Here is a 2,608-nt window from a genome sequence, read left to right as displayed (position 1 = left end):
TCATATGAGTTAGTCGCTCCATCTCCCGATTCAAGTTTTCATCCCTGCGCTCTGTAACGAGCGGCATGTTCGCTCTTTCAGTGTACAAACATATGTACTTATCAATAACATATTTTAGCAAACGCTATATGCATGAATGAACGAATGATTTATTGCGTATTTTGCAGGAGCAGAGCGCAGCGCTATTTTAAGCCACGCCATTCGTGTATCGCGAGCAGGATAATGCCACCGTACATGATGATGCTGGCCGGCGTGTAGACGTTCACGGTGGTATATAAAAGTATCTGGCTCATTTTCAAGCAGCTAATGATGATGGCAAGGATCGCACCCCATTGCTTCATGTGCCAGAGCCCGTACCCGGCACTGATGAACCCGATGCCAGTGAGGAGCGCAGAAAGTGCTAGCCGTGTGAAATCGGAATAGTTGAACCGGATGATATTTACCGCGATCAGCGCGCCGACAACGAATAGAACCAGGCAGGTTCAGAAGTTTTTGGGCTTTTTCAGGTGCATGGTCGTTCCTTTTGATGGCTGGAGCGTATCGTTCAAGAAAGAGCCAGGAGGTTAGCCGAAAGAAATATAAGCGAAGTAGCATATAAATACTTCGTGAATTTTTCCGGTCAAAGGATGGCGGGAACCGTTGCTGTTATATTTGAGCCGATCAAGGATATCGCGTAGAGAACGTCCTACAGCTTTCAGGAGTGTCTAACAGGACACTTTCACGTTATCACTGATCCTGTGGGTTGGCATTTGATCACCGCACCGCTTTCTCTACTTTGTAATTCTCTTTTACTGCGATTGCCCATGTGGTTGCGACCATCCAATATTCCTCCTTCGGCTGTAGTATTTTATCATTTATCATGCGCTGGAATTCTGCTTTGAGCGTTGCGAACGTGCCGTCATCGAGGAGCGGGATGCCGTGCTTGAGGATATTCAGGAGCAGCGGGTTGAAGTTTCTCCGGGTCGTGAAGAGGATGTCAGTGCCAATCACACGTGGTGAGACCTGCCCGACAGCCCGATAGAGGCGTTTTCGCAGCGCGATTTCACACGCTCTGCGGGCACTTCGGTCTTCAAACTGCCGCCGTACGACGACCAAGATATCGATGTCGGAATACTTCGTTTCCTTACCTTCGGCATATGACCCGTACAGCACGATGCTCGCCAGCTCGGTGCCGAAAAAGGTCTTCAATTCCTTCGTGATCTTTTCCACCACTGCTTCAGACAGCATGCTTTACAAACCTCTTTTTTCTTCTTTAGGTTGATGACGTTTATAGCATCGAGCGCCAATCTGACGCAAATCTGACGCAAATCTGACGATTCGGTAGGCTAGCACGCCTGGGCGTGCCGTAGAGATAGTGTTCATGCTCTTTTGACCAATCTTCTGGGCCTTCGACCGTGCCAGAGAACGCGCTCAGCACGTCCCAGAGGTTCTGCTGCGCACCTTTCTTTTCTTTACGCTCGATGGTTACAAGGTAGCGAGCGTTTGGTTCCAAATCAACTGCCGCCTCGGGTCTCAGTACTTCACCATCAAAAACGGCGTGCAATCTCTTTTTTTGCCATTTTACTCCTCCACTGATGTATATTTCGTCTTTCTATTCTTAGGTGCGAGCTCCATGCGGATCTGATACTGTTCTTCTAGCCCTTTCTTCAGATTGGATACTGCTTCTGCTTCCGTTAGACCCTGGTCAGCAACGTTCGTGACCAGATCGACCGCCACGTAGTACTTACCCTCTTTATGTATGGATCTGAATAATGGTCTTCATACGAATTTGCGCCAATTCTAGCGATGAGCGTTCTCTTTTTCAAAAAGGTCTCGTTGTATCCTTTTAGCCGTTTTCGTAATGGCCAATCCACCTTCACTGGTTTCTTTTAATTGCGGTGGCATCCGGCTTGCGGTATCTTTCATAGCGAATACGACTTCATCGAAGGGTATCACGCTTTTAATACCGGCAAGCGCCAAATCAGCAGCGACAATGGCATGAACAGCGAAAAAGGCGTTTCGCTTTATACAGGGGACTTCGACCAGAGTGGCCACGGAATCGCAGGTAAGCCCCAAGCAGTTTTTCAGTGCTAACGCGGCAGCATGGAGAATGACCCCAGGCTCCGCGCCTTTGAGCACTGCAATTGCGCCCGCAGCCATTGCAGCAGCGGCACCACACTCGGCCTGGCATCCACCTTCCGCGCCTGATACCGTTGCATTTCGTGCGATGATATACCCGATTATATCCGCCACGAAGAGTGCTTTAACCGTTTCGTCAATTCCCAGTCCCAACTCATCGCGCACATTAAGCACCGCAGCAGGTACTATACCGCAGGATCCCGCAGTTGGTGCGGCAACAATTCGACCCATACAGGCATTGTAACTCGCAATGCTCAGTGAATCAACCATTACTTTTGTTAGTAACTTACCACATAAGCTGTTATCACTATTCTTTTGAAGTAGTATCATTTCATTTGAGAACATCCCACCGAGCGTTTTCCCTTCCCTGTCGAGTAGAGCTCATAGCCTACCTCTTGTTGGAGTACTGGCTCCGAGGTGACTATGAGCCCCCTCACAGAACCGGACGTGAAGTTTTCCCTCATCCGGCTCTTCAGGAGCACATCCTCTG

Annotated in this window: 4 protein-coding genes; all 4 read right to left on the bottom strand. The window is 49.1% G+C overall.

Annotated features, from left to right (window positions below):
• Window positions 1–753: 753 nt before the first annotated feature.
• From ENN68_06540 to ENN68_06525, 4 genes are read right to left on the bottom strand one after another with little or no spacing between them, the layout of a single operon-like run.
• The gene (locus ENN68_06540; GenBank protein ID HDS45731.1) at window positions 754–1,227 is read right to left on the bottom strand and encodes a nucleotidyltransferase domain-containing protein; all 474 of its coding nucleotides are present in this window, start codon (window positions 1,225–1,227) and stop codon (window positions 754–756) included.
• A gap of 40 nt (window positions 1,228–1,267) precedes the next feature.
• Window positions 1,268–1,576: a hypothetical protein gene (locus tag ENN68_06535; protein ID HDS45730.1), complete on the bottom strand. Its 309-nt coding sequence runs from the start codon at window positions 1,574–1,576 to the stop codon at window positions 1,268–1,270.
• Window positions 1,561–1,740 carry a hypothetical protein gene (locus tag ENN68_06530; protein HDS45729.1) on the bottom strand — a complete coding sequence of 60 codons (180 nt, stop codon included), beginning with the start codon at window positions 1,738–1,740 and terminating at the stop codon, window positions 1,561–1,563. Before ENN68_06530 ends, ENN68_06535 begins: the two co-directional genes overlap by 16 nt.
• A 39-nt stretch (window positions 1,741–1,779) precedes the next feature.
• Window positions 1,780–2,463 (bottom strand): hypothetical protein, encoded by a 684-nt coding sequence (locus ENN68_06525; GenBank protein ID HDS45728.1) that lies wholly within the window; start codon window positions 2,461–2,463, stop codon window positions 1,780–1,782.
• Window positions 2,464–2,608: the final 145 nt, after the last annotated feature.

Source organism: Methanomicrobia archaeon (assembly GCA_011049045.1).
Lineage (GTDB): Archaea > Halobacteriota > Syntropharchaeia > Alkanophagales > Methanospirareceae > JACGMN01.
This window is presented reverse-complemented; position numbering and strand designations above follow the sequence as displayed.

Excerpts from the sequence above, each read along its gene's own strand:
- ENN68_06540 (HDS45731.1), bottom strand. The coding sequence starts at position 1,227 with ATGCTGTCTGAAGCAGTGGTGGAAAAGATCACGAAGGAATTGAAGACC.
- ENN68_06525 (HDS45728.1), bottom strand. The coding sequence starts at position 2,463 with ATGTTCTCAAATGAAATGATACTACTTCAAAAGAATAGTGATAACAGC.